Raw genomic sequence first — 20,850 nt, 5'->3', positions numbered from 1 at the left:
CGCACGAAAGCCGAGACCCCCATGTCCCTGAGCACGATGAACTTCTTCCGCGCCCCCGTCGCGGCGGTCACCGACCTCACACCCAGCTTCCGGCGGTTCACGTTCCGCGACGAGGCGCTCGGCGCATACGGCGACCCCGGATTCGACCAGCGGGTCAAGATCATGTTCCCGACGCCGACCGCCTCGCTGGAGGCGATGCCGACGGATGCCGACTGGTACGACCGCTGGCGCGCCATGCCCGAGGAGACGCGTCCCGTCATGCGGACTTACACGACGCGTGCGGTGCGGAGCTCCGCCGGCGAGGTCGACATCGACATGGTCGCGCACGACGTGATGGGCCCGGCGTCCGCGTGGATCGCCGACGCCAAGGCGGGCGACGAGGTCCTGATCCTGGCCCCGACCACCGAGCACACCGGCGTCAGCTACGGTATCGACTTCGTGCCGCCGGCCCGGACCGACGCCATCCTGCTCGCCGGCGACGAGACGGCGGCCCCCGCGATCGCGCGGATCCTGGAGCAGCTCCCCGCGGACGCGCGCGGTGTCGTCGTCCTCGAGCTCCCGCACCCGAACGACGTCGCCTACGTGCCCTCGCACCCGGGCTTCGAGCTGATCATCGAGGCGCGCGGCGGGGAGGACCGTCGCCACGAGCACCTGATCTCCGCGGTGGCCGATGTCGCCCGTCGCCTCGCCCCCGGCGGGATCGGGGCCGAGGTCGAGGAGATCGACGTCGACCACGACATCCTCTGGGAGGTGCCCCGCACGGCGAAGGGCGGTGCCGCGCTGAAGAGCGCCCCCCTCTACGCGTGGCTCGCGGGTGAGGCATCCGCCATCAAGGCACTCCGTCGTCACCTCGTCAGCGAGGTCGGCGTCGACCGACGCGCCGTCGCCTTCATGGGGTACTGGCGCCTGGGGCGCTCGGAAAACTGACTCCGGCACGCGAAAGGGGCGGTGCGACGTGGTCGCACCGCCCCTCTCGCGGATTCGGTCAGATCGAGAAGCCGAGCGCGCGCATCATGTCGCGGCCGTCGTCAGTGATCCGCTCGGGGCCCCACGGCGGCATCCACACCCAGTTGATCCGGAAACGGTCGACGACGCCGTCCAGCGCCTGTCCGGTCTGCTCCTCGAGCACGTCCGTCAGCGGGCAGCCGGCGGAGGTCAGGGTCATGTGGATGACGAGGGCGTCGTTCTCGTCATCCCACCCGAGGTCGTAGATGAGCCCCAGGTCGACGACGTTGACCCCGAGTTCGGGGTCCATGACGTCCTTGAGGGCCTCGGTGACCTCGTCGTACTTCTCGGGTGCGAGCGTCTCGGTCATGCGACGATCCTAGGCCTGCTCGCCCGCGACGGGGGCGAGGAAACGGTCGTACCCCTCATCCTCGAGGCGCGCGGCGAGCTCGGGGCCGCCCTCTTCGGCCACGCGGCCGTTCACGAGCACGTGGACGAAGTCGGGCTGGATGTAGCGGAGGATGCGGGTGTAGTGCGTGATCAGGAGCACACCCATGTCGGTCTGCTCCTTGGCACGGTTCACACCCTCGGACACGATCTTCAGCGCGTCGACGTCGAGGCCCGAGTCGGTCTCGTCGAGCACGGCGAGCTTCGGCTTGAGGAGCTCGAGCTGGAGGATCTCGTGACGCTTCTTCTCACCGCCGGAGAACCCCTCGTTCACGTTGCGCGCGGCGAACTTCGGATCCATCCGCAGGTTCTGCATCGCCTGCTTGACGTCCTTGGTCCACGAACGGATCGACGGCGCCTCGCCGTCGACGGCCGTCTTCGCGGTGCGCAGGAAGTTGGTCACCGTCACGCCGGGGATCTCGACCGGGTACTGCATCGCGAGGAACAGGCCGGCGCGGGCGCGCTCGTCGACCGACATCGCGAGGACGTCCTCGCCGTCGAGCGTGATGGTGCCGCCGGTGACGGTGTACTTGGGGTGGCCCGCGATCGTGTACGCGAGGGTCGACTTGCCGGAACCGTTCGGGCCCATGATGGCGTGGGTCTCGCCCGTGCGGACGGTGAGGGTCACACCGTTCAGGATCGGGGTCTCGCCGGCTTCCGTCTCGACCGTCACGTGGAGGTCGCGGATCTCGAGGACAGACATGTCAGCTTCTTTCTTCAGTTCACGGCTTTGGTCACGGCGGGGTCGATGAGGATGTCGTCCCCGTCGATCGTGACCTCGTAGACGGGCACCGGCTCGTAGGCCGGCAGGTTCAGGGGGCGCCCGGTGCGCAGCGAGAACGCCGACCCGTGCGCCCAGCATTCGAGCGAGTCGCCTTCGACGAAACCGTCGGCCAGCGAGATGTCGCCGTGCGTGCAGGTGTCGCCGATCGCGTGCACCTCGCCCTGGCCGTCCAGCACGACGGCGATCGCGACGCCGTCGACCTCGACGCGCACAGCCGTGTCCTGCGTCAGGTCGCTCAGCTGCAGCACCTTCTGGGCGGTCATGCGTCGCTCCCGCCGGCCAGCTCCGCCTCGATCGCGGCGATGAACTCGTCCTCGAGCGAGGGGATGCCGATCTTCTGCACGATCTCGGCGAGGAAGCCGAGGACGACCAGACGTCGGGCCTGCTCCTCGTCGATCCCGCGGGCCTGCAGGTAGAACAGCTGCTCGTCGTCGAAGCGTCCGGTCGCACTGGCGTGCCCGGCGCCGACGATGTCACCCGTCTCGATCTCGAGGTTCGGGATGGAGTCGGCGCGCGCACCGTCGGTGAGGACGAGGTTGCGGTTCGCCTCGTAGGAGTCGGTGCCCACGGCATCCGGTCCGATGAGGACGTCGCCGATCCAGACCGTGCGGGCCGACGCACCCTGCAGCGCACTCTTGTAGAGCACGTCGCCGTTGGTGTGGGCGCCCTTGTGGTGCAGGTAGACCTGGCTCTCGAGGTGCTGGCCGGCGTCGGCGAAGGACAGCCCGTAGAGGCGTCCCTGCGCGCCGGTACCGGCGAGCTCGACCGACGGGTTGACGCGGACGAGTCCGCCGCCGAGGCTCACGACGATGTGCGTCAGCGACGCGTCGCGGTCGACGCGGGCCTGGTGCGCCGCGAGGTGCACGGCGTCGTCGTCCCAGCGCTGCACCGAGACGACCGTCAGGGCTGCGCCGTCGCGCACGATGATCTCGACGTTCTGCGCCTGGGCCGCGGATCCCTCGTGCCGGAGCACGACCGTCCCGCGCGAGTTCGGCTGCGCCTCGATGACGACGTGCGCGTGAGCGACGCCGCCGCGACCGGTGAGGGTCACGATGACGGGCTCGTCGAGCTCGGCGTTCGCCGGGATGCGGATGAGCGGAGCCTCCGGCTCCTGCGACCACGCGATCGCGCTCACCACGTCCTCGGGACGGAAGACCTCGCCGCGGGGCGCCTCGTCCTTCTGCAGACGACGGTGCTCCACCGCATCCGGACCGGACACCTCGACGCCGATCACATCGTGCGGGGCCTCTTCGTCGGCCAGCAGCGGAGCGACGCGGTCGAGCGGCGTGTGCTTCCAGTTGACCTCGCGGCCGGTCGGCGTGCCGAAGTCCGCGGGGTCGAACGACCACGGCCGCTCCGACCGGGTCTGGACGGGAACGGTGGTCTCCGTCAGCGTCGCCGCAGGGTCGATGTGGCCCTTCGCATCGGATGCGGGGGCCTGAGTCGCTGTCGTCATCAGCCGACGGATCCTTCCATGCCCATCTCGATGAGCTTGTTCAGCTCGAGGGCGTACTCCATGGGCAGTTCGCGGGCGATCGGCTCGATGAAGCCGCGCACGATCATCGCCATCGCCTCGTCCTCGGGCATGCCGCGGCTCATGAGGTAGAACAGCTGCTCCTCGCTGACCTTCGAGACGGTCGCCTCGTGGCCGAGCTGGACGTCGTCGACGCGGATGTCGATGGCCGGGTAGGTGTCGGACCGCGAGATCGTGTCGACCAGCAGCGCGTCGCACCGGACGGTGTTGGCGGAGTGGTGCGCGTTCGCGTCCACCCGGACCTCCCCCCGGTACCCGGCACGACCGCCGCCGCGGGCGATCGACTTCGAGACGATCGAGGACTGCGTGTGCGGCGCCATGTGGATCATCTTCGCGCCGGCATCCTGGTGCTGACCGGGACCAGCGAAGGCGACCGACAGCGTCTCGCCCTTCGCGTGCTCGCCCATCAGGTAGATCGACGGGTACTTCATCGTCACCTTCGAGCCGATGTTGCCGTCGACCCACTCCATGGTCGCGCCCTCGTGGGCGACGGCGCGCTTGGTGACGAGGTTGTAGACGTTGTTCGACCAATTCTGGATCGTCGTGTAGCGCACGCGGGCGTTCTTCTTCACGATGATCTCGACGACGGCCGAGTGCAGCGAGTCGCTCTTGTAGATCGGCGCCGTGCAGCCCTCGATGTAGTGGACGTAGCTGTCCTCGTCCGCGATGATCAAGGTCCGCTCGAACTGGCCCATGTTCTCGGTGTTGATGCGGAAGTAGGCCTGCAGCGGGATCTCGACGTGCACGCCCTTCGGGACGTAGACGAACGAGCCGCCCGACCAGACGGCGGTGTTCAGCGCGGCGAACTTGTTGTCTCCGGCGGGGATGACGGTGCCGAAGTACTCCTCGAAGAACTCGGGGTGCTCGCGCAGCGCCGTGTCGGTGTCCATGAAGATGACACCCTGCTGCTCCAGGTCCTCGCGGATCTGGTGGTAGACGACCTCGGACTCGTACTGCGCCGCGACACCGGCGACGAGGCGCTGACGCTCCGCCTCGGGGATGCCGAGCTTCTCGTACGTGTTGCGGATCTCCTCGGGAAGGTCCTCCCACGTCTGCGCCTGCTTCTCGGTGGAGCGCACGAAGTACTTGATGTTGTCGAAGTCGATGCCGGACAGATCGGCACCCCACGTCGGCATGGGCTTGCGCCCGAACAGCTGATACCCCTTCAGACGGGTCTTCAGCATCCACTCCGGCTCGTTCTTCAGCGAGGAGATCCCGCGGACCACGTCCTCGTTGATACCCCGCTGGGCGACGGCACCGGCGGCATCGGCGTCGTGCCAGCCGAATTCGTACACCCCCAGCCCTTCGAGCTCGGGACGGTCGATGAGCACATCCGACATGACTTTCCTCCTCACGGGCGGCAACGGTGTCATCCGTTCCGGCATTCCCTCCCGCGAGAGGAGTGCACGAGGGGGATGCCGCTGCTGGCCGCTCTGATGACGCGAGACCGCGCCTAGAATCGTTGTGCGGGCTGCGATGGGGATCGCGCTCGCCGACAGCTTCATTCTACAGGCACGGCCATCCCCCGCGGCGTGCCGGCCCTCGCCCGGAGGCGACCCATGCTGATCACCGCGTCGACACCGACCGCCCCGCCGACGACCCGGGTCCCGCGCCTGCTGCGCGTCGTCGCGTGGCTGTCGTTCCTCGCCGAGACCCTCATCATCGGGACCGGCGGCGCCGTGCGTCTGACCGGTTCGGGCCTCGGCTGCCCCACCTGGCCGACCTGCACCGCTGACTCGCTCGTCGCGACCCCCGAGATGGGCATCCACGGCGTGATCGAGTTCGGCAACCGCACGCTGACGGGCCTCGTCGGCATCCTCGCCCTCGCCGTCGTCATCCTCGTGTGGCGGATGCGCCGCACCCGCCGCGACCTCTTCGTCCTGGCGCTCATCGTGCTCGGCGGCGTCGTCGCCCAGGCGATCGTCGGCGGCATCACTGTCCTCACGGGCCTCAACCCGTTCATCGTGGGGTTCCACTACGTCGTGTCGCTCATCCTGGTCTGCGTCTGCGCGGCGTTCCTCGCCCGCCTCGACGAGCCCGGCGGCGCCCGCGTGCGCGTCGTCCCCGCCTGGTACGCGCGGCTGACGCACCTCACCACCGGCGTGCTGGCCCTGACCATCGCGTTCGGGGTGCTCACGACCGGAGCGGGTCCCCACTCCGGTGACGCCGCCGCCGGCCGCAACGGATTCAACGCCGAGATCCTCGAGCACGTGCACGCGTGGCCCGGGTACGCGCTGCTCGCGCTCACGGTGACCCTCGCCGTGGTGGCGTGGCGCCGGGGGCTCTCGACCCGGACGTGGGTGGGCGTCCTGCTGGCCGCCGAAGCCGTGCAGATCCTCGTCGGACTCTACCAGGCGCGCAACGGCCTGCCCGAGCTCGCCGTCGGCGTGCACATGGTGCTCGCCGCCCTCACCGCCGCGGCGATGACCGTCGTCGTCCTGCGGCTGAAGGCGCCGGCGCACACCGAAACCTCATAGGCGGCGCATCGGTTCCGTCAGGGTGGGCCGGGAACAGTGGCCCGGGTCGCCCCAGAGCGGGCGACCTCGACCCGGAGGAGAATCGATGAACACCCGCCCCCGCCTGACCCGCAGCATCCCGTTCTGGCTGCTCGTGGCCGGCTCGCTCGCATCCGGAGCCGCCGGCGGCGTCGTCCTCATGGACAAGCTCGCGAAGATGGAGACGGCCCTGACCGCCGGCACCGCGACCGGAGTGGACGTCTACGTCGGCCAGATCTGGGCGGTCCTCGGCGCGATCCTCGTGGGCGTCGGCGCCATCGGCCTGCTGCTCGCCTTCACGCTCGGAGCGCTCCGCGCCTTCGTCGTCGCGCCGCGCGCACAGCGGGCCGTCGACGACGAGCCCGCGACGGCGCAGGATGCAGCAGCGACGGGGGACGCTCCGGCGTCCGCCGCCGCCCAGGACGGGTCGGACACGACGCCGCACCCCGTGCTCGACGGCGCCGGACGCTGATCGCCTCGATCGGCCCGCTGCGTCAGAAGGGCAGCAGCGGGTCGATCGCGATCGCGACGAACAGCAGGGTGAGGTACGTGATCGACGCGTGGAACACGCGCATCGGACGGACCTTCTCGCCGCGGACGGCGCGCGCGTAGAGCACGTGGGACTCGTAGATGAACCAGCCGCCCAGCACGAGAGCCGACGCGGTGTAGACGAGGCCCATCGGCGCGACGGGGATCAACAGGAGCGAGCTCGCCACCGTCGCCCACGCGTAGAGGATGACCTGGAGTCCCACCTGCGCGCCGTTGCGCGTCGCGCCCAGCATCGGGACGTCCACCTCGGCGTAGTCGCCCTTGTATTTCATCGAGAGCGGCCAGTAGTGCGGCGGCGTCCAGAGGAACACCAGGAGGAAGAGGATGAACGGGGTCCACGTGAGCGACTCGGTGACGGCCGACCAGCCGATGATGACCGGGAAGCATCCGGCGATCCCGCCCCACACGATGTTCTGCTCGGTGCGACGCTTGAGCAGGATCGTGTAGATCACGACGTAGAAGAAGATCGCGCCGGCGCTGAGCGCCGCCGCGACCCAGTTCGTGAAGACCCAGAGCCAGACGGTCGAGACGACGGCGAGCGTCCACGAGAAGACGAGCGCACCGCGCGGCGTGACCTCGCCCGTCACGAGCGGACGGTTCTCGGTCCGCTTCATGTGCGCGTCGATGTCGCGGTCCAGATACATGTTGAAGGATGCCGCCGACCCGGCACTCATGGCACCGCCGACGACGGTGGCCAGGATCAGCCAGAGATCGGGCAGTCCGTTCGCCGCGAGGAACATGACCGGGATGGTCGTGACCAGCAGCAGCTCCAGGACGCGCGGCTTCGTCAACTGGACGTACGCGCGGACGGTGCGGCCGAACGACTGTCGAGCGGGCGCGGATACGCGCGCGCCGGTGTCCGTGAGTGCCATCGCCCCTGCCGTGTAGATCGTCCGATCGAGTCTACGCCATCCCTCGGACGGGGTCCTTCCGCGCCCGCTCCCCGGCTTCGCTCACAGCGCACGTCACACAGCGTCGACCCGGCCTCGTCGAGGGGCTCGGATGGATATGCTGAAAATCCCGGCGTCAGGCGTCCCCTCCTTCTTCCTGAGAAGCGGGCGCCCGCGCGGACTCACCGACGAAAGGCTTCCAGGTGTCAGAGCTGGTTTGGGACGAGATCGATCGGCGCGCGGTGGACACCGCGCGCGTGCTGGCGGCGGACGCCGTCGAGAAGGTCGGTAACGGCCACCCCGGAACGGCCATGAGCCTCGCCCCGGCCGCGTACCTGCTGTACCAGCGGGTGCTGCGCCACGACCCGACCGACACCCACTGGCTCGGACGCGACCGCTTCATCCTCTCCGCGGGCCACTCCTCGCTGACGCAGTACGTCCAGCTGTACCTCGGCGGCTTCGGGCTCGAGCTCGACGACCTCAAGGCGCTGCGTACATGGGGCTCCCTGACCCCGGGACACCCCGAGTACGGACACACCAAGGGCGTCGAGATCACGACCGGCCCGCTGGGTCAGGGCCTGGCCTCGGCCGTCGGCTTCGCGTACGCCGCCCGCTACGAGCGCGGACTCTTCGACCCCGAGGCGGAGGCCGGCACGTCGCCTTTCGACCACCACGTGTTCGTCATCGCCGGCGACGGCGACCTGCAGGAGGGTGTGACGGCCGAGGCCGGTTCGCTCGCCGGTCACCAGCAGCTCGGCAACCTCATCGCGATCTACGACTCCAACCAGATCTCGATCGAGGACGACACGAACGTCGCCTTCACCGAAGACGTGCAGAAGCGCTACGAGGCGTACGGCTGGCAGGTCCAGACGGTCGACTGGAAGAAGACGGGTGAGTACGTCGAGGACGTCGCCGCCCTCTACGACGCGATCGAGGCGGCCAAGTCCGAGACGTCGAAGCCCTCGCTCATCATCCTCAAGACGATCATCGGATGGCCCGCCCCGGGCAAGCAGAACACCGGCAAGATCCACGGTTCCGCGCTCGGCGCGGACGAACTCGCCGCGACGAAGAAGGTGCTCGGCTTCGACTCCGAGGAGAACTTCGCCGTCGCCGACGACGTGATCGCGCACACGCGCGCCCTCGCCGAGCGCGGTGCCGCCGACCGTGCCGCCTGGCAGGAGTCCTTCGACGCCTGGGCCGCCGCGAACCCCGAGCGCAAGGCGCTGCTCGACCGCCTCGAGGCGGCCACGCTGCCCGAGGGCATCGAGGACGCGCTCCCCGTGTTCGAGCCCGGCAAGGACGTCTCCACGCGCGCCGCATCCGGACTCGTCATCAACGCCCTCGCCGCCGAGCTGCCCGAGCTGTGGGGCGGATCTGCGGACCTCGCGGAGTCCAACCTCACGACGATCAAGGACGCCAAGAGCTTCATCCCGGCGGAGTGGTCGACGCACGAGTGGTCGGGCGACCCGTACGGGCGCGTGCTGCACTTCGGCATCCGCGAGCACGCGATGGGCGCCATCGTCAACGGCATCAAGCTGCACGGTCCGACCCGCCCCTTCGGCGGTACGTTCCTGATCTTCAGCGACTACATGCGTCCCGCCGTGCGCCTCGCCGCCCTCATGGACATCCCCTCGGTGTTCGTCTGGACCCACGACTCGGTCGCCCTCGGTGAGGACGGCCCGACGCACCAGCCGATCGAGCAGCTGGCGACCCTGCGGCTCATCCCGAACTTCACGGTCGTCCGTCCCGCCGACGCCAACGAGACCGCTGCGGCGTGGCTCGAGATCCTGCGCCGCCAGGGCGGTCCGACCGGCATCGCGCTGACGCGTCAGAACATCGCGGTCTTCCCGCGCGGCGAGAACGGTTTCGCCACGACCGAGGGAGTCGCGAAGGGTGCGTACACCCTGCTCGAGGCTCCCGAGGGCGAGCCCGACGTGATCCTCATCGCGACCGGCTCCGAGGTCCAGCTGGCCGTCGCCGCCCGCGAGACGCTCGCCGCCGAAGGGATCGGCGCGCGCGTCGTGTCGGCTCCGAGCCTCGAGTGGTTCGCGGAGCAGGATGCCGCCTACCGCGAGTCCGTGCTCCCGGCATCCGTCAAGGCGCGTGTCTCGGTCGAGGCCGGCGCGACCGGCCTGTGGCGCGGCATCGTCGGCGACAGCGGACGCACCGTCGGCATCGACCACTTCGGCGCCTCCGCCGACTACAAGACCCTGTTCGAGAAGTTCGGCGTCACCGCCGATGCGGTCGTCGAAGCGGCCCGCGCAACCGTCAAGGAGAACGCATGAGCACCCCCACCGAGGACCTGTCCGGCGCCGGCGTCAGCATCTGGCTCGACGACCTGTCGCGATCGCGGATCGACACCGGCAACCTGGCGCAGCTGATCGAGACGCGTGACGTCGTCGGCGTCACCACCAACCCGTCGATCTTCCAGGCCGCCATCGGCAACACGGAGGACGACTCGTACGACGCGCCGCTCCAGGCCCTCGCGGCCCAGGGCGCCGACGTCGACACCGCGATCTTCGAGATCACGACCACCGACGTCCGCGACGCGGCCGACATCTTCCGTCCGGTCTTCGACCGCACGAACGGCGTCGACGGCCGGGTCTCGATCGAGGTCTCCCCCGACCTCGCTCACGACACCGACGCGACGGTGGCGCAGGCGAAGGAACTGTGGGCGAAGGTCGACCGGCCGAACACGCTCATCAAGATCCCCGCGACGCTCGCCGGTCTCCCGGCGATCAGCGCCGTCCTGGCAGAGGGCATCTCGGTCAACGTCACTCTGATCTTCAGCCTCGAGCGGTACGCGGCGGTCATCGACGCCTACCTCGAGGGCGTACGCCGGGCGAAGGAGAACGGGCACGACATCGCCACCATCCACTCGGTGGCGTCGTTCTTCGTCTCGCGCGTGGACACCGAGGTCGACAAGCGTCTCGAGGCCATCGGCACGGACGCGGCGGCATCCCTCAAGGGCAAGGCCGGGATCGCGAACGCCCGACTCGCCTACGAGCTCTTCGAGAAGCGGTTCGCCGAGCCGTCCGCCCTCGAGCTCATCGCGGCGGGCGCGAACGTCCAGCGCCCCCTGTGGGCGTCGACGGGCGTCAAAGACCCGGCGCTCCCCGACACCCTCTACGTCACCGAGCTCGTCGCTCCCGGCACCGTCAACACGATGCCCGAGAAGACGCTCGAGGCGACCTTCGACCACGGGAAGATCACGGACGACACCGTGACCGGGTCGTACGAGGACGCCCACCGGGTCTTCGACCAGCTCGCCGAGGCGGGCATCGATCTGGTGGATGTCACCCAGGTCCTCGAGGACGAGGGTGTCGAGAAGTTCATCGTTTCGTGGCACGACCTGCAGGGCACGGTGCGCACGGCCCTCGACAGCGCACGCTGACCGATGGCTGCGGAGATCTCGCGGGGGAACAACCCCCTCCGCGATCCGGATGATCGGCGCCTCAACCGCATCGCGGGACCCAGCGCGCTCGTGATCTTCGGCGTGACGGGCGACCTGTCGCGCAAGAAGCTCATGCCCGCCGTGTACGACCTCGCGAACCGGGGCCTGCTCCCCCCGGGGTTCGCGCTGGTCGGTTTCGCCCGACGCGACTGGGAGGACCAGGACTTCGCGAAGGTCGTCTACGACGCGGTGCGGCAGCACGCGCGCACGCCCTTCCGCGAGGAGACGTGGAACCAGCTCCTGCAGGGCATCCGCTTCGTGCAGGGCGAGTTCGACGACGCGGCATCCTTCGCCCGGCTCCGCGAGACCGTGGAGCGTCTCGACACCGAGCGCGGCACCATGGGAAACCACGCGTACTACCTCTCGATCCCACCGAAGGACTTCCCGGTCGTCGCGCGTCAGCTGCGCGACTCCGGCCTCGTCGACGAGACGGTGGACGGGGACACCTGGCGACGCGTCGTCATCGAGAAGCCGTTCGGCAGCGATCTGCAGACCGCCCGCGAGCTGAACGAAGCCCTCGAGGTCGCCTTCCCGGCCGACGCCATCTTCCGGATCGACCACTACCTCGGCAAGGAGACGGTCCAGAACATCCTGGCGCTGCGCTTCGCGAACGAGCTGTACGAGCCGCTCTGGAACGCGAACTACGTCGACCACGTGCAGATCACGATGGCCGAGGACATCGGCGTCGGCGGTCGCGCGGGGTACTACGACGGCATCGGCGCGGCGCGCGACGTCATCCAGAACCACCTCCTGCAGCTGCTCGCGCTGACCGCGATGGAGGAGCCCATCTCGCTCGACGCGGAGCACCTGCGCGCCGAGAAGGAGAAGGTCCTCGCCGCGGTCAAGCTCCCTGACGACCTGTCCACCGCCACGGCGCGCGGGCAATACGCCGGCGGCTGGCAGGGCGGCGAGGAGGTCACCGGCTTCCTCGACGAGGACGGCATGGACCCGCAGTCCCGGACCGAGACCTACGCCGCCATCAAGCTCGAGATCGCCACCCGACGCTGGAACGGTGTGCCGTTCTACCTGCGCACGGGCAAGCGCCTCGGCCGCCGGGTCACGGAGATCGCCGTGGTCTTCAAGCACACGCCGCCGCTGCTGTTCCTGCGCTCGCAGGCGCTGCAGCTCGGGCAGAACGCCCTCGTCATCCGCATCCAGCCCGACGAGGGCGTGACCCTCCGCTTCGGATCGAAGGTTCCGGGCGCGGGCAACGAGGTGCGCGACGTCACGATGGACTTCGGCTACGGCCACGCGTTCACCGAGTCGAGCCCCGAGGCCTACGAACGCCTCATCCTCGACGTCCTCCTGGGCGACCCGCCGCTGTTCCCCCGTCACGAGGAGGTCGAGCTGTCCTGGCGCATCCTCGACCCCGTCGAGCAGTACTGGGCGGAGCAGGACGAGCCGCTCGAGCAGTACTCCCCCGGATCCTGGGGTCCCCCGTCCGCCGATGAGCTCCTGGCCCGCGACGGCCGCGTCTGGAGGCGCCCATGATCGTCGACCTGCCCGACACCACGGTGTCCACGATCGCGAAGAAGCTCGTGAGCGTGCGCGAGGAGGGCGGCGCCGTCGCCCTCGGGCGCGTGCTGACCCTCGTCATCGTCTCCACGGGGGGCTTCGACGAGGAGGCCATCGACGCCGCGAACGCCGCCTCGCGCGAGCACCCGATGCGCGTCATCGTCCTGGTCGTCCAACCCGACGCCCCGACCGGGCTCGACGCGCAGATCCGCGTCGGCGGCGACGCCGGTGCCAGCGAGGTGGTCGTCCTCCGCGCCCGGGGTGCGGCGGCCGGCAACCAGGAGAGCCTCGTGAACGGCCTCCTCCTCCCCGACGCTCCCGTCGTCGCCTGGTGGCCCGACGACCCGCCCACCGACCCCGCGCACTCCGCGATCGGTCGCATGGCGCAGCGGCGGATCACGGATGCCTCGACGAAGCCGTTCGCCAAGGACCGGCTCGCACAGCTCGGCTCCGTCTACGCGCCCGGTGACACGGATCTGGCGTGGACGCGGCTCACCCACTGGCGCGAGCAGCTCGCCGCCGTCCTCGACCAGCCGCCGTACGAGCCCGTCACGGCCGTGACGGTCGTCGGTGCGGGCAGCTCCCCCTCCACCGGGCTGCTGGCCGCGTGGCTGCGGATGAAGCTCGATGTGCCGGTCGAATGGCACTACACGGACGAGCACGAGTGGGCCCACGGCATCCGCTCGGTCACCCTCTCGCGGGACTCCGGTGACATCGTCCTCGAACGCTCGAGCGCCACGGACGCGACCCTCACTCAGCCCGGCCAGCCGACGCACGACATCGTGCTGCCGCGGCGATCCCTGCGCGAGTGCCTCGCGGAGGAGCTGCGCCGTCTCGATCCCGACCTCTTGTATGGTCGAGTCATCACCGAAGGGTGGGAGCTCCTCGACCCTCCCACGAGGTAGGAGTCGCATGTCGGAGTTCCGCGCGGAGAAGCGCGTCGTCGTCCGTCCTGACGCGCAGACGTTGGCCCGAGGGGTCGCGAAGCGCTTCTTCCAGCGGGTCTCCGCACGTGCCGCCGAGGGAAAGACGACGCACATCCTGCTGACCGGGGGCACCGCCGGAACGGCCGTGCTGCACGCGGCGGGCGAGAGCGATCGCCGGCGGGAGGTGGACTGGTCGAAGGTCCACTTCTGGTGGGGGGACGAGCGTTTCGTCCCGGCGGGCGATCCGGAGCGGAACGAGACGGCGGCACGCGCCGCGTTCCTCGACCACATCGACGTCCCGGCGGCGAACATCCACCCGATCGCCGCCTCCGACGCCGGTCGCAGCCATGACGAAGCGGCCGCCGACTACGCGGCGGAGCTGGCCTCGTTCGCCGCCGAGGACCAGCCCTGGCCACGGTTCACCCTGGCGTTCCTGGGCGTCGGACCCGACGGACACATCGCGTCCCTCTTCCCGGATCGCAGCGAGATCTCCGACACCGAGCACGCCGTCCTCCCGGTGCGACACTCCCCCGTGCCGCCGTCCGAGCGGATCACCCTGACCCGTCCGGTGATCAACTCGTCCCGGCGCGTGTGGTTGGTCCTCCCCGGCACCGACAAAGCGTCTGCGCTGGGCTTGGCGCTCGCCGGCGCGAGCTACCACTCCGTTCCCGCCGCCGGGGCGAAGGGGCGCAAGCAGACGGTGTTCTTCGTCGACGAGGCCGCCGCGCAGGGCGTGCCCGAAGAACTGATCGACCCCGAGTTCTGAGAGAACCCGGGGTCGTATCGGTGTGGAAGGCGGCGATCAGTCCTGACCGCGGCGCTCCCGAAGCTGCTTGAGGGCGTCGTCCAGGATCGACTCCGCCTCCTCGTCCGTGCGACGCTCCTTCACGTAAGCGAGGTGGGTCTTGTAGGGCTCGGTCTTGGCCAGCGCGGGCGGGTTCGCCTTGTCGCGACCGGCCGGGAGGCCCGAGTGCGGCGAGTCGATCGTCTCGGGGATCTCCTCCTCCGAGATGCCGGCCGCGAAGTAGCGCACCGTCTCGTTACCGAGTGCGTCCCAGTACGAGACGGCCACACGGTCGGCGTGGTGACCGTGGTCCTGCTCCCCCATCGGTCCGGCACCGACGCGGGTGCCCCGGATCGCGTTGCCCCCGGTCGCCATCAGATGCTCTGGAACTTCGTGATGAGGCCCAGCGCGACGATCGCGACGAACCAGACGAGTGCGAGCACGACCGTGAAGCGGTTGAGGTTGCGCTCGGCGAGGCCCGAGGACCCCATCGCCGAGCTCATGCCGCCGCCGAACATGTCGGAGAGGCCGCCGCCGCGCCCCTTGTGCAGGAGGATCAGGAGAGTGAGCAGGAGGCTGGTGAGTCCCAGCAGCACCTGCAGCACAAGCTGGAGGATGTCCACAGTCGTTGAAAGCCTTTCGGGTCGCCGAGTCGCTCAGCGCTCGCACGAGTATACCGGCTGAGCGGTGCGACGCCGCGAGGCGCCGCACCGCTCAGGATCACACGCCGACGTGCTTCTGGTAGCGGATGATGGCGGCGAACTCGTCGGCGAGGAGGCTCGCTCCTCCGACGAGGGCGCCGTCGACATCGGGTTCGCGCATGAAGCTCGCGATGTTGCCGGACTTCACCGATCCGCCGTAGAGGATGCGGGTGCGCTCGGCCGCGGCATCCCCGAGGCTTTCGGAGAGCACCGTACGCAGCGCGGCGCACACTTCCTGCGCCTGCTCGGGCGACGCGACCTGTCCGGTCCCGATCGCCCAGACCGGCTCGTAGGCGACCACGACGTCCGCGTCCGAGGGCACACCCTCGAGCGCGGCGCGGAGCTGAGCGACCGACACGGCGGTCGGGCCGGACTCCTCGCGCTGCTCGAGCGTCTCGCCCACGCAGATCACCGGCACGAGCCCGTGACGCAGCGCGGCCTGGACCTTCGCCGCGACGACCTCGTCGGTCTCGCCGTGGTACTCGCGTCGCTCGGAGTGACCGATGATCACGTAGTCGACGTCGAGCTTCTTCAGGAACGCTCCCGAGACCTCACCCGTGTAGGCGCCCGAGTCCTTCGTCGACACGTCCTGCGCACCGAGGGCGAACGGGATCTTGTCGGCGTCGATGAGCGTCTGCACCGTGCGGATGTCGGTGAACGGCGGGAACACCGCGACCTCGACCGAGTCGGTCTCGTGCGCGGCATCCTTCAGCGTCCAGTGCAGCTTCTGGACGAACGCGACCGCCTGCAGGTGGTCGAGGTTCATCTTCCAGTTGCCGGCGATGAGGGGCTTGCGGGTCACGCTTCCCATCCGAGGATCTCCAATCCGGGCAGCTTCTTGCCCTCGAGGAATTCGAGGCTGGCCCCACCACCGGTGGAGATGTGGCCGAACTGGTCGTCGTCGAACCCGAGCTGACGGACGGCGGCCGCGGAGTCGCCGCCGCCGACGACCGACAGGCCGTCGACCTCGGTCAGCGCCTGGGCGACCGTCCTGGTCCCTTCGGCGAACGCCGCCATCTCGAACACGCCCATCGGGCCGTTCCAGAACACGGTCTTCGCGCCGCGGATCGCGTCGGCGAACAGCTCCGCCGTCTTCGGTCCGATGTCGAGGCCCATGCCGTCCGCACCGAAGGGGGTGTCCTCCAGGGCGTCGACGGATGCCACGACGTGATCGGCGTCGGCGGCGAAACCGGCGGCCATCACGGCGTCGACGGGGAGCACGAGCTCCACCCCGCGCTCGCGCGCCGTCTCCATGTATCCGCGGACCGTGTCGAGCTGATCGACCTCGAGGAGACTCTTGCCGACCTTGTGACCCTGTGCCGCGAGGAAGGTGAACAGCATGCCGCCACCCACGAGGATCTTGTCCACGCGGGGCAGGAGGTGCTCGATCACGCCCAGCTTGTCGCTGACCTTGGAGCCGCCCAGGACGACCGCGTACGGACGCTCCGGACGCTCGGTCAGGCGGTCGAGGACGTCGACCTCCTTCTCGATGAGGAGGCCCGCAGCGGAGGGCAGCAGCTCGGCGAGGTCGTAGACCGACGCCTGCTTGCGGTGCACGACACCGAACCCGTCCGAGACGAGGGCGTCGCCGAACGACGCGAGCTGCTCGGCGAACGCGCGACGGGTCGCGTCGTCCTTCGCGGTCTCCCCCGCGTTGAAGCGGAGGTTCTCGAGGACGGCGACCTGCCCGTCCGCGAGGCCCGCCACGGTGTCGCGAGCGGAGTCGCCGACCGTGTCGATCGCGAAGGCGACGTCCGCGCCGAGGAGCTCGGACAGCCGCGTGGCGACGGGGGCGAGGCTGTACTTCGCGTCCGGGGCGCCGTCGGGCCGGCCGAGATGGGAGACCGCGATGACGCGAGCTCCCTGCTCGACCAGCGCCGACAGCGTCGGCAGAGCCGCACGCACGCGGCCATCGTCCGTGATGACGCCGTCCTTCAGGGGGACGTTGAAGTCGACACGGACGATGACACGCTTGCCTGCGAGCGAACCCAGCGAATCGAGGGTGCGCAGAGCCATCGTCAGAGCTTGCTGGCGACGAGCTCGGTGAGGTCGACGAGGCGGTTCGAGTAGCCCCACTCGTTGTCGTACCAGGACGAGATCTTCACGAGGTTGCCCGACACGTTGGTCTGGCCGGCGTCGAAGACCGAGGAGTGCGGGTCGAGCTGGATGTCGCTCGAGACGATCGCGTCGGTGTTGTACTTCAGGTACCCGACGAGCTCGCCCTCGGCAGCGGCCTTCTCGAAGGCGGCGTTGATGACCTCGGCGGTCAGGCCCTCGGTCGGGGTGACGACCGTGAGGTCGACGATCGAGCCGGTGGGGACCGGAACGCGGTACGACGAGCCGCTCAGCTTGCCGTTGAGCTCGGGAAGCACGAGACCGATGGCCTTGGCGGCGCCGGTGGCGGCGGGGACGATGTTGATCGCCGCAGCGCGCGCACGGTGCAGGTCGCCGTGGGGGCCGTCCTGCAGGTTCTGGTCGGCGGTGTAGGCGTGGGCCGTCATCATGAAGCCGCGCTCGATGCCGAAGTTGTCGTTGAAGACCTTGGCGATCGGGGCGAGGCAGTTCGTGGTGCAGGACGCGTTCGAGATGACGTGCATCGTCTCGGAGTCGTAGGTGCCGTCGTTGACACCCATGACGAAGGTGCCGTCGACGTCGGTGCCCGGCGCCGAGATGATGACCTTCTTCGCACCGCCGTCGATGTGCTTCTTGGCGTCCGCAGCCTTGGTGAAGCGGCCGGTCGACTCGATGACGATGTCGACGCCCAGCTCGCCCCAGGGGAGGTTGGCGGGGTCGCGCTCTTCGAAGACCTTGATGGTCTTGCCGTTGACCGTGATCGAGTCCTCGGTGTACGAGACCTCGGCGTCCAGGCGACCGCCGACGGAGTCGTACTTCAGGAGGTGAGCGAGGCTCTTGTTGTCGGTGAGGTCGTTCACCGCCACGATCTCCAGGTCAGCTCCCTGCGCGAGAGCCGCGCGGAGGAAGTTGCGTCCGATTCGGCCGAAGCCGTTGATGCCGATCTTGACAGACACGTTGTCTCCCGTTTTTCGTCGCGTACGCCCCTCGAACGGGGTCGACTCGCGATGTGCTGGAAAAGAGAGAGGATGCCGGGGCTTCGCCCCCGTTGCCGGGAGGAGCCCGGCATCCTCACCTGTGAACGACCCTACTACTAGAGCAGGCCCGCCGTCTTGTCACGGGCGGCGTCGAGACGCTGCGCGACGTTCTGCCAGTTGGCGATGTTCCAGGCCGCCTTCACGTAGTCGGCCTTGACGTTGAGGTAGTCGAGGTAGAAGGCGTGCTCCCACATGTCGAGCTGGAAGATCGGGATGGTCCCCTGCGCCGTGTTCGACTGCTGGTCGAACAGCTGCTGGATGATCAGCTGCTGGCCGATCGGGTCCCAGCTGAGGACGGCCCACCCGGAGCCCTGGATGCCGGTGGCAGCGGCCGTGAAGTGCGCCTGGAACTTGTCGAAGCCGCCGAAGAACTCGTCGATCGCCGCGCGCAGCTCGCCCTCGGGCTCACCGCCGCCGCCCTGCGAGGCGGGGGCCAGGTTGGTCCAGAAGATGGAGTGGTTGACGTGTCCGCCGAGGTTGAACGCGAGGTCCTTCTCGAGCTTGTTGACGTTCGCGAGGTTGCCGGTCTCCCGCGCCTCCGCGAGCTGCTCGAGGGCGGTGTTCGCTCCGGTGACGTACGCCTGGTGGTGCTTCGAGTGGTGAAGCTCCATGATCTTGCCGCTGATGCTCGGCTCGAGCGCGGAGTAGTCGTACGGGAGCTCAGGCAGCGTGTACTTCGCCATGTCCTCTTCCTTCTGTCGGTGCCGCGCGCACGGCGCGGCCGGTCGGATTCATCCTATTGAGGGCCAACCCGCCGGACACCCGGTTGCTTCCCGCGAAGAGGGGATGTATCCCGTCAGTCCTCGAGACCGGCGGGGACGGCGGACTCCGTGTCGGGGATGCCGTCCTGCGCGGCCTTCTTGTCGGCCATCGCGAGGAGACGGCGGATGCGGCCGGCCACGGCATCCTTCGTCAGCGGCGGATCGGCGTGGTGGCCGAGCTCGTCGAGGCTCGCGTCGCGGTGCGCGAGGCGGAGGTCGCCGGCCTGCTTCAGGTGCGGCGGGACGGTGTCGCCGAGGATCTCGAGCGCACGCTCGACACGGGCGCAGGCCGCGACCGCCGCCTGCGCGGAACGGCGCAGGTTGGCGTCGTCGAAGTTGACCAGGCGGTTCACGCCGGCGCGGACCTCACGGCGCTGCCGCATCTCCTCCCACGCGGCGGCGGTCTTCTGCGCACCCATCATGAGGAGGGTCGCGCGGATCGCCTCGCCGTCGCGGACGACGACGCGCGGCACGCCGCGGACCTCGCGCGCCTTGGCGGCGATCCCGAGACGGTGCGCCGCACCGACGAGCGCCATGGCCGCCTCGCCCGAAGGGCAGGCGACCTCGAGCGCCGCCGAACGGCCCGGATCGGACAGGGTGCCGGCCGCGAGGAAGGCGCCGCGCCACACGGCCGCGAGGTCGGGGCGTGCGCCGGTGGTCAGCTTGTTCGGGAGTCCGCGGACCGGTCGCCGACGGTTGTCGAGCAGACCCGTCTGGCGGGCCAGGGTCTCCCCGCCCTCGATGACGCGCACCGCGACGAGGTTCGCCGTCCGTCCGCCGGAGGACTGCACGTGCGCGAGTTCGGGACGGACGCCGTAGATCTCGACGAGGTCGCGGGCCACGCGTCGGGCCAGGATGTCGGTCTCGACCTCCGCCTCGACGGCGACCCGGCCGGCGATCGAATGGAGTCCGCCCGAGAAGCGCAGGATCGTGGTGAGTTCTGCGACGCGGGCCGTCGGCCGCGGATCACGCACCGAGGTGAGTTCCGTCTTCACGTCAGCAGTCAGCGGCACGGCGATCCTTCGGTGGGGGCGAGGGGGACAAAGGATCAGCTTACTCGCGCACCGCTCATTCGCGACCCAGGTCCCGGTGCGTGACCCGCACGGCGACGCCCGGTTCGGCGCCCAGACGCTCCGCGAGCTCGAACGACGTCACGACGGAGCGGTGCTTGCCCCCGGTGCATCCGATCGCGATCACGGAGTGACGTTTGTTCTCGCGCTGATACCCCTGGAGCACGGGGTGGAGGGCCGCCGCATACGCATCGATGAACTCGCGTGCGCCCTCCTGACCGAGCACGAACTCGCGGACCGCCTCGTCCTCCCCCGTGAGGGCGCGCAGCGAGGGCTCCCAGTACGGGTTGGGGAGGAAGCGCATGTCCGCGACGAGGTCGACGTCCGGCGGCAACCCGTACTTGAAGCCGAAGCTCATGACGGTGACGGTGTGCCGCGCGTCCCCGTCCGCGCTGAAGAGGTCGACGATGCGGTTCGCCAGCTGATGGATGTTGAGGGCGCTGGTGTCGACGATGACGTCGGCGGCTTCACGGATGGCGGCGACGCGCTCGCGCTCACGGCGGATGCCGTCGAGGATCGTCCCCTCCCCCTGCAGCGGGTGGGGCCGACGGACGGCTTCGAACCGGCGGACGAGCACCTCGTCGGAAGCGTCGAGGAACAGCACCCGCAACTGACGGCCGTCGCGGAGCGAATGGGTCACCGAGGGCAGCTCGCCGAAGAGCTGGCGCCCGCGGACGTCGACCACCGCGGCCACACGCGGAAGCGCGTCGGCTGCGAGCGCCGTGAGATCCAGCAGATGCGAGAGCATCTGCGGCGGCAGGTTGTCGACGACGTACCAGTCGAGGTCCTCGAGGGCGTTCGCCGCGGTCGTGCGCCCGGCTCCGGACATGCCCGTGACGATCAGGACCTCGCCCGCCGTCTGGCCGTCCATCCGCACCCCGCCTT

The 20,850-nt window shown here is 69.5% G+C and carries 22 protein-coding genes; 8 read left to right on the top strand and 14 right to left on the bottom strand.

Going from position 1 to position 20,850, the window contains the following annotated elements:
- Nucleotides 1–21: 21 nt before the first annotated feature.
- Nucleotides 22–927, top strand: coding sequence for a siderophore-interacting protein (locus Q9S71_RS08730; RefSeq protein WP_064002278.1), 906 nt, complete (start codon nt 22–24; stop codon nt 925–927).
- A gap of 58 nt (nt 928–985) precedes the next feature.
- On the opposite strand, the gene Q9S71_RS08725 is transcribed toward Q9S71_RS08730, so the two are convergent.
- Genes Q9S71_RS08725 through sufB form a run of 5 tightly spaced genes read right to left on the bottom strand, consistent with a single transcriptional unit; the run spans nt 986 to nt 5,050 of the window.
- Nucleotides 986–1,315, bottom strand: coding sequence for a metal-sulfur cluster assembly factor (locus Q9S71_RS08725; protein WP_064002279.1), 330 nt, complete (start codon nt 1,313–1,315; stop codon nt 986–988).
- A gap of 9 nt (nt 1,316–1,324) precedes the next feature.
- Nucleotides 1,325–2,095 carry a Fe-S cluster assembly ATPase SufC gene (sufC, locus tag Q9S71_RS08720; protein ID WP_064002280.1) on the bottom strand — a complete coding sequence of 257 codons (771 nt, stop codon included), beginning with the start codon at nt 2,093–2,095 and terminating at the stop codon, nt 1,325–1,327.
- Between the two features lie 14 nt (nt 2,096–2,109).
- A complete protein-coding gene (locus Q9S71_RS08715) occupies nt 2,110–2,439 on the bottom strand; it encodes a non-heme iron oxygenase ferredoxin subunit (RefSeq protein ID WP_064002281.1) in 330 nt (109 codons plus the stop codon).
- The gene (gene sufD, locus Q9S71_RS08710) at nt 2,436–3,632 is read right to left on the bottom strand and encodes a Fe-S cluster assembly protein SufD (RefSeq protein WP_311861862.1); all 1,197 of its coding nucleotides are present in this window, start codon (nt 3,630–3,632) and stop codon (nt 2,436–2,438) included. Before sufD ends, Q9S71_RS08715 begins: the two co-directional genes overlap by 4 nt.
- Nucleotides 3,632–5,050, bottom strand: a complete 1,419-nt coding sequence (gene sufB, locus Q9S71_RS08705) for a Fe-S cluster assembly protein SufB (RefSeq protein ID WP_064002283.1) — start codon at nt 5,048–5,050, stop codon at nt 3,632–3,634. The genes sufD and sufB overlap by 1 nt, the downstream gene beginning before the upstream one ends.
- Before the next feature lie 219 nt (nt 5,051–5,269).
- On the opposite strand from sufB, the gene Q9S71_RS08700 reads away from it, so the two are divergent.
- Together Q9S71_RS08700 and Q9S71_RS08695 are read left to right on the top strand one after the other, a co-directional pair.
- Nucleotides 5,270–6,187: a COX15/CtaA family protein gene (locus Q9S71_RS08700; RefSeq protein WP_311861861.1), complete on the top strand. Its 918-nt coding sequence runs from the start codon at nt 5,270–5,272 to the stop codon at nt 6,185–6,187.
- 85 nt (nt 6,188–6,272) lie between these two features.
- The gene (locus Q9S71_RS08695; RefSeq protein WP_311861859.1) at nt 6,273–6,677 is read left to right on the top strand and encodes a dinucleotide-utilizing enzyme; all 405 of its coding nucleotides are present in this window, start codon (nt 6,273–6,275) and stop codon (nt 6,675–6,677) included.
- Nucleotides 6,678–6,699: 22 nt separating this feature from the next.
- Here Q9S71_RS08695 and Q9S71_RS08690 read toward each other — a convergent pair whose 3' ends face one another.
- A complete protein-coding gene (locus tag Q9S71_RS08690; RefSeq protein WP_311861858.1) occupies nt 6,700–7,626 on the bottom strand; it encodes a heme o synthase in 927 nt (308 codons plus the stop codon).
- 221 nt (nt 7,627–7,847) lie between these two features.
- On the opposite strand from Q9S71_RS08690, the gene tkt reads away from it, so the two are divergent.
- Genes tkt through pgl form a run of 5 tightly spaced genes read left to right on the top strand, consistent with a single transcriptional unit; the run spans nt 7,848 to nt 14,305 of the window.
- The gene (gene tkt / locus Q9S71_RS08685) at nt 7,848–9,929 is read left to right on the top strand and encodes a transketolase (protein ID WP_311861857.1); all 2,082 of its coding nucleotides are present in this window, start codon (nt 7,848–7,850) and stop codon (nt 9,927–9,929) included.
- A complete protein-coding gene (gene tal, locus Q9S71_RS08680; RefSeq protein ID WP_311861856.1) occupies nt 9,926–11,038 on the top strand; it encodes a transaldolase in 1,113 nt (370 codons plus the stop codon). The genes tkt and tal overlap by 4 nt, the downstream gene beginning before the upstream one ends.
- Before the next feature lie 3 nt (nt 11,039–11,041).
- On the top strand, nt 11,042–12,589 hold the full coding sequence (gene zwf / locus Q9S71_RS08675) for a glucose-6-phosphate dehydrogenase (RefSeq protein WP_311861855.1): 1,548 nt from the start codon (nt 11,042–11,044) through the stop codon (nt 12,587–12,589).
- A complete protein-coding gene (locus Q9S71_RS08670) occupies nt 12,586–13,518 on the top strand; it encodes a glucose-6-phosphate dehydrogenase assembly protein OpcA (RefSeq protein ID WP_311861854.1) in 933 nt (310 codons plus the stop codon). Before zwf ends, Q9S71_RS08670 begins: the two co-directional genes overlap by 4 nt.
- Nucleotides 13,519–13,525: 7 nt before the next feature.
- A complete protein-coding gene (pgl, locus tag Q9S71_RS08665) occupies nt 13,526–14,305 on the top strand; it encodes a 6-phosphogluconolactonase (RefSeq protein WP_311861853.1) in 780 nt (259 codons plus the stop codon).
- Between the two features lie 36 nt (nt 14,306–14,341).
- Here pgl and Q9S71_RS08660 read toward each other — a convergent pair whose 3' ends face one another.
- The 8 genes from Q9S71_RS08660 to rapZ form a co-directional block, all read right to left on the bottom strand.
- Nucleotides 14,342–14,698, bottom strand: a complete 357-nt coding sequence (locus tag Q9S71_RS08660) for an RNA polymerase-binding protein RbpA (RefSeq protein WP_064002292.1) — start codon at nt 14,696–14,698, stop codon at nt 14,342–14,344.
- Complete coding sequence (secG, locus tag Q9S71_RS08655) at nt 14,698–14,946, bottom strand: preprotein translocase subunit SecG (protein WP_064002293.1); 249 nt, start codon at nt 14,944–14,946, stop codon at nt 14,698–14,700. Before secG ends, Q9S71_RS08660 begins: the two co-directional genes overlap by 1 nt.
- A 97-nt stretch (nt 14,947–15,043) precedes the next feature.
- Nucleotides 15,044–15,835, bottom strand: a complete 792-nt coding sequence (gene tpiA / locus Q9S71_RS08650; protein WP_217531320.1) for a triose-phosphate isomerase — start codon at nt 15,833–15,835, stop codon at nt 15,044–15,046.
- Complete coding sequence (locus tag Q9S71_RS08645; RefSeq protein ID WP_311861850.1) at nt 15,823–17,040, bottom strand: phosphoglycerate kinase; 1,218 nt, start codon at nt 17,038–17,040, stop codon at nt 15,823–15,825. Before Q9S71_RS08645 ends, tpiA begins: the two co-directional genes overlap by 13 nt.
- A 2-nt stretch (nt 17,041–17,042) precedes the next feature.
- Nucleotides 17,043–18,053, bottom strand: a complete 1,011-nt coding sequence (gap, locus tag Q9S71_RS08640) for a type I glyceraldehyde-3-phosphate dehydrogenase (protein ID WP_064002296.1) — start codon at nt 18,051–18,053, stop codon at nt 17,043–17,045.
- Between the two features lie 137 nt (nt 18,054–18,190).
- Nucleotides 18,191–18,817 (bottom strand): superoxide dismutase, encoded by a 627-nt coding sequence (locus Q9S71_RS08635; RefSeq protein ID WP_064002297.1) that lies wholly within the window; start codon nt 18,815–18,817, stop codon nt 18,191–18,193.
- A gap of 113 nt (nt 18,818–18,930) precedes the next feature.
- On the bottom strand, nt 18,931–19,908 hold the full coding sequence (gene whiA / locus Q9S71_RS08630; RefSeq protein ID WP_064002298.1) for a DNA-binding protein WhiA: 978 nt from the start codon (nt 19,906–19,908) through the stop codon (nt 18,931–18,933).
- 55 nt (nt 19,909–19,963) lie between these two features.
- Nucleotides 19,964–20,836: an RNase adapter RapZ gene (gene rapZ, locus Q9S71_RS08625; protein ID WP_217531341.1), complete on the bottom strand. Its 873-nt coding sequence runs from the start codon at nt 20,834–20,836 to the stop codon at nt 19,964–19,966.
- Nucleotides 20,837–20,850: the final 14 nt, after the last annotated feature.

The sequence above is a fragment of the Microbacterium gawkjiense genome, assembly GCF_031932225.1.
Classification (GTDB): Bacteria; Actinomycetota; Actinomycetes; order Actinomycetales; family Microbacteriaceae; genus Microbacterium; species Microbacterium gawkjiense.
This window is presented reverse-complemented; position numbering and strand designations above follow the sequence as displayed.

Bases quoted from the DNA above. Each gene is read 5' to 3' on its own strand.
- Q9S71_RS08730 (WP_064002278.1), top strand. From the start codon at position 22: ATGTCCCTGAGCACGATGAACTTCTTCCGCGCCCCCGTCGCGGCGGTC.
- Q9S71_RS08725 (WP_064002279.1), bottom strand. From the start codon at position 1,315: ATGACCGAGACGCTCGCACCCGAGAAGTACGACGAGGTCACCGAGGCC.
- sufC (WP_064002280.1), bottom strand. From the start codon at position 2,095: ATGTCTGTCCTCGAGATCCGCGACCTCCACGTGACGGTCGAGACGGAA.
- Q9S71_RS08715 (WP_064002281.1), bottom strand. From the start codon at position 2,439: ATGACCGCCCAGAAGGTGCTGCAGCTGAGCGACCTGACGCAGGACACG.
- sufD (WP_311861862.1), bottom strand. From the start codon at position 3,632: ATGACGACAGCGACTCAGGCCCCCGCATCCGATGCGAAGGGCCACATC.
- sufB (WP_064002283.1), bottom strand. From the start codon at position 5,050: ATGTCGGATGTGCTCATCGACCGTCCCGAGCTCGAAGGGCTGGGGGTG.
- Q9S71_RS08700 (WP_311861861.1), top strand. From the start codon at position 5,270: ATGCTGATCACCGCGTCGACACCGACCGCCCCGCCGACGACCCGGGTC.
- Q9S71_RS08695 (WP_311861859.1), top strand. From the start codon at position 6,273: ATGAACACCCGCCCCCGCCTGACCCGCAGCATCCCGTTCTGGCTGCTC.
- Q9S71_RS08690 (WP_311861858.1), bottom strand. From the start codon at position 7,626: ATGGCACTCACGGACACCGGCGCGCGCGTATCCGCGCCCGCTCGACAG.
- tal (WP_311861856.1), top strand. From the start codon at position 9,926: ATGAGCACCCCCACCGAGGACCTGTCCGGCGCCGGCGTCAGCATCTGG.
- zwf (WP_311861855.1), top strand. From the start codon at position 11,042: ATGGCTGCGGAGATCTCGCGGGGGAACAACCCCCTCCGCGATCCGGAT.
- Q9S71_RS08670 (WP_311861854.1), top strand. From the start codon at position 12,586: ATGATCGTCGACCTGCCCGACACCACGGTGTCCACGATCGCGAAGAAG.
- pgl (WP_311861853.1), top strand. From the start codon at position 13,526: ATGTCGGAGTTCCGCGCGGAGAAGCGCGTCGTCGTCCGTCCTGACGCG.
- Q9S71_RS08660 (WP_064002292.1), bottom strand. From the start codon at position 14,698: ATGGCGACCGGGGGCAACGCGATCCGGGGCACCCGCGTCGGTGCCGGA.
- tpiA (WP_217531320.1), bottom strand. From the start codon at position 15,835: ATGGGAAGCGTGACCCGCAAGCCCCTCATCGCCGGCAACTGGAAGATG.
- Q9S71_RS08645 (WP_311861850.1), bottom strand. From the start codon at position 17,040: ATGGCTCTGCGCACCCTCGATTCGCTGGGTTCGCTCGCAGGCAAGCGT.
- Q9S71_RS08635 (WP_064002297.1), bottom strand. From the start codon at position 18,817: ATGGCGAAGTACACGCTGCCTGAGCTCCCGTACGACTACTCCGCGCTC.
- rapZ (WP_217531341.1), bottom strand. From the start codon at position 20,836: ATGGACGGCCAGACGGCGGGCGAGGTCCTGATCGTCACGGGCATGTCC.